The organism is Streptomyces calidiresistens, from assembly GCF_014141525.1.
GTDB lineage: Bacteria > Actinomycetota > Actinomycetes > Streptomycetales > Streptomycetaceae > Streptomyces > Streptomyces calidiresistens.
Window position 1 is genome coordinate 1 of record NZ_VKHS01000539.1, and the last position, 3,867, is coordinate 3,867.

Genomic DNA, 3,867 nt, shown 5'->3' on the forward strand with positions numbered 1-3,867 from the left:
GGGCGGGTGGGAACCGGCGACCGAAACATGGTCGAATCGGCGTGGGGACGTTCGTTCCCCGCCTTCATCGGGAAGGCTGACACACGGGTCCGGGATATCCTGTCGCCCCTCGGGGGCGTTAGGGTGGGTTCGCCCGTACCGGGTGCCCTCGTCACGGGTGGGAGAGTCATGGAGCGGATAACGACACGGAGCAGGCCCCGGGTGCCTGCCATCACCTGCGGGAGCGGCGCGAGCGGTTCGCGCCTCGACCGTCATCTGAGCGTGCTCTCCGGCCCGGCCGTGTCCCCGCACGAGGCGGCGGAGGCCACCTCGCTGATGCGGGAGCTGACGACCCGTGACCGGAGTCGTGCCCCGGAGCGCCCCGGCGCCCGGGTCCTGCTGCTGGCGCCCCTGCGCCGGTTGCGGCGCTCCATCTTCGGCGGTCGGGGCTGAACGGTCGGACGGCCACGCGGCACCGGCCGCGACCCCCGGGGTCGCGGCCGTGCCGGTGACCCGAGCGGTCGTTGGGCCGTGACCGGCTCCGGAGGGTCCGGCCGGCCCGGTCGTCGCTCCCCGGCGGTGGACCACCCGCCCCCGTCGTGGCCGGCGTCGCCTCAGCCCGGCGCGGCGTCCACCGACACCGAGAAGGAGAAGCGGTCGCCCCGGTAGTGGATGCGCACCACGTCCACCACCCGCCCCGCCCCGTCCGTGGTCACGCCCGTGCAGTGCAGGATCGGACTCAGCAGGGGAACCTCCAGCAGTCGAGCCGTCCCCGGGTCCGCCAACCGCGCCTGGACGGTGTTGGCGATGCGTGCCGGCGCCACCCCCGCCACGTCCCGCAGCACCCGGGTCATGGGCCAGCGCTCCAGTGCCGCCGGGTCGATCCGCGCGGCCACGTCCGGCGGCAACAGGTTCTCCGCCCAGTTGGTCGGCTCCCCGGTGTCGGGATCGCGGCGCAGCCGGGCGAACCGGACCACCTCGCCCACCCCCGGGAAACGGTCCGCCAACTCGGGGGGCACGGGCACCGGTCCGTGCTCCAGGAGCGTGGTCGGCTCGCCGGACTGCTGGGCCACGATGGCGTCCACCGAGCCCAGCAGGGGCACCGGGGCGCCGCGCGGCACGTCCGGTTCGATGAAGGTGCCGCGCCGGCGGTGCCGGCTGATCAACCCCTCCTGTTCGAGTTCCTTGAGCGCCTGGCGCATGGTGAGCACGCTGACCCCGTAGTGCGCGGCCAGCCGTTCCTCGGTGGGCAGCCGCAGCGGTGATCCCGCCGGGCGGCCGAGTATGGAGGCCCGAAGGGATTGGGAGACCTGGTACCACAGGGGCAGTTTGCGGTTGAGTTCAAGGGAATCGGGGGCGAAAACGGTCACGTCGGTCCCTCCCTGCGGGCATCCCGGGCGGCTCGGTCCCCCCGCTCCCCGGCCGGGCGCCCCTCCCGAATCCCGCGGGCGGGTGTCAGGGGCGGAAGTTCCGTTCCAGACCCTCCCACACGCGGTCGTAGTCCCGCTGCCGGTGTCCGGCATTCAGAGCCTGTTCGGTGAGCGTCACCGGCCACCGGGTCTCGAACATGAACGCCAGACCGTCGTCGATCTTCTGCGGGCCGCGTTCCTCGGCGCTCGCCCGCTCGAAGGTCTCGCGGTCGGGACCGTGCGCCGACATCATCGGGTGCAGTGACCCGCCGCCGGGCACGAAACCCTCGGCCTTGGCGTCGTAGGCGCCCTCGATGAGCCCCATGTACTCGCTCATCACGTTGCGGTGGAAGTAGGGCGGACGGAAGGTGTCCTCGCCGACCAGCCAACGCGGCGCGAAGACGACGAAGTCCACGTTGGCCAGGCCCGGGGTGTCCGAGGGTGAGGTGAGGACGGTGAAGATCGAGGGATCGGGGTGGTCGAAGCTGATCGAGCCCAGGACGTTGAACCGGCGCAGGTCGTACACGTAGGGCACGAGGGTGCCGTGCCAGGCGACCACGTCCAGCGGCGTGTGGTCCCACTCGGCGGTCCACAGCGCCCCGCCGTATTTGGTGATCACCTCCACCGGGCCCTCCGCCTCCTCCCAGGCGGCCTCCGGGGCGATGAAGTCCCTGGGCGCCGCCAGGCCGTTGGCGCCGATGGGGCCGAGTTCGGGCAGGGTGAAGGGTCGGCCGTGGTTCTCGCAGACGTAACCGCGCACCGGGCCGTCCGGCAGTTCCACCCGGAAGCGCACGCCGCGCGGGATCAGCGCGATGTGCCCGGGGGCCGCGCGCAGCGGTCCGAACTCGGTGCGCAGCAGCAGGGTGCCCCGCTCGGGGACCAGCAGCAGTTCGCCGTCCGCGTCGCAGAACACCCGGTCCGTCATGGGGGTGTCGGCGTGGTAGAGGTGGATGGCCACGCCCGAGCGGGTGCGCACGTCACCGTTGCCGCCCAGGGTCCACAGCCCCCGGACGAAGTCGGTGCCCGGCGCCGGGTCGGGCAGGGGGTTCCACCGCATCCGGTTCGGGTCCGGCGGCAGGTCGGTGAACGGCGCGCCGAACAGGGTCCCGGACTCGACCCGGCGCATGGGCGGGTGGGCGGCCGAGGGCCGGATGCGGTACAGCCACGACCGCCGGTTGTCGGCGCGGGGCTCGGTGAAGGCGCTGCCGCTGAGTTGCTCGGCGTACAGGCCGCGGGCGGGGCGGCGCGGGGAGTTGCGACCGATCGGCAGCGTGCCGGGGAGGGCTTCCGAGGAGAGTTCGTTGCCGAAGCCGGCCGGTGGGTGTCCCGGTCCCGGTCGCTCCCCGGGACCCCCGGCTCCGTGCCCCGACCCGTGCGTGTCGTCCATGGTGCCCTCCCGAGACCGTCCGGCGCCGCCCCGGCGCGTCACCGGCAAGAATTCATATGGTTGAGCATAGGAATGTGGTGGGGTCCCGTCAACGGTTCGACGCCGTCCCCCCCCCTCCGGGATCCCCGACGGTGGGCGCGATCCCGGGCGGCCGGCGTCAGCGCTCCCCGTGACCGGACCCCGCCCCCGGCAGGGAACGGGCCAGGAGGTCCGCCGCGTCACCGTCCCCCCGGTGCGGGCGCAGGGCCCGACGCATCTCCAGCACGGCCAGCTCCACCTCCTCCGAGCGCAGCCGGGCCCGTCCCCGCACCAACCCCTCCCACGCGGCGCAGGCCTCGTCGAGGCGTCCCCGGCGAAGGAGCAGGTGTCCCAGGCGGGCGTCGGTCAACGCCCGGCCGCGCACGTCCGCCGGATCCCTCTCCCGGCCCGCGGCCCGCAGTTCGGTGATCGCCCCGGGCAGGTCGCCCAGCGCCTCCAGCACCGCCGCGGACTGGAAGCGCAGCGCCGCCGGCGGATAACCGTCGAAGGGACCCCCAGGTTCCCCGGCGCGGTCCGCCGCCCGCTCGGCCGCCCGCAGGGCTCCCAGGGCGCCCCGGCGTTCACCGCCGAGCGCCAGCACCACCGCCAGTTGGGCCTGCACGTACGCCTGCGGTCCGGGCGGGGAACCGTGCACGGCCCGTCCGGCCGTCTCCGCCAGGCGCAGCGCCGCCGAGAGGTGTCCCAGCCGCTGGGCCTGGGCGCTCATCGCCCGCACCACCGTGCTCCAGGCGGTGCGGTCGCCGGCCTCGGAGGCCAGGCGGTGGGCGAAGGTGTAGTAGCGCTGGGCCAGCCCGTGCAGGCGGCCGTCCTCGTACATCCGGGCGAGCAGGAAGCACAACCGGCAGGCCCCCACCAGCACCTCCCGGCGCCGGGTGACCGGGCCCCGGACGCCCAGCAGCGGCGCCACGTCGTCGGCCAGGTAGGAGGCCAGCGCGCCCCGTGCGTGTCGGCCCCCGCGGGCGCTCACCGAGGCGGCGAAGAAACCGATCGCGTCCTCCAGGCCCGCCAGGTCGGCTCCCCCCTCGAGTCCGTCCGGGAGGGAGGGGGCGGCGG

The 3,867-nt window shown here is 74.5% G+C and carries 4 protein-coding genes; 1 reads left to right on the forward strand and 3 read right to left on the reverse strand.

What is annotated here, in order from left to right; genetic code table 11:
• The first annotated feature begins 168 nt into the window (after window positions 1-168).
• Window positions 169-432 (forward strand): hypothetical protein, encoded by a 264-nt coding sequence (locus FOE67_RS19145; protein WP_182665952.1) that lies wholly within the window; start codon window positions 169-171, stop codon window positions 430-432.
• Window positions 433-593: 161 nt separating this feature from the next.
• Here the strand turns inward: FOE67_RS19145 and FOE67_RS19150 are convergent, their stop codons facing one another.
• The 3 genes from FOE67_RS19150 to FOE67_RS19160 all read right to left on the reverse strand — a co-directional run.
• Window positions 594-1,349: a GntR family transcriptional regulator gene (locus FOE67_RS19150; RefSeq protein WP_323385067.1), complete on the reverse strand. Its 756-nt coding sequence runs from the start codon at window positions 1,347-1,349 to the stop codon at window positions 594-596.
• A gap of 85 nt (window positions 1,350-1,434) precedes the next feature.
• Complete coding sequence (gene hmgA, locus FOE67_RS19155) at window positions 1,435-2,775, reverse strand: homogentisate 1,2-dioxygenase (protein ID WP_182665955.1); 1,341 nt, start codon at window positions 2,773-2,775, stop codon at window positions 1,435-1,437.
• 157 nt (window positions 2,776-2,932) lie between these two features.
• On the reverse strand, window positions 2,933-3,867 hold a 935-nt coding region (locus FOE67_RS19160), incomplete at its 5' end, for an NsdA family TPR-like regulatory protein (RefSeq protein WP_498370707.1).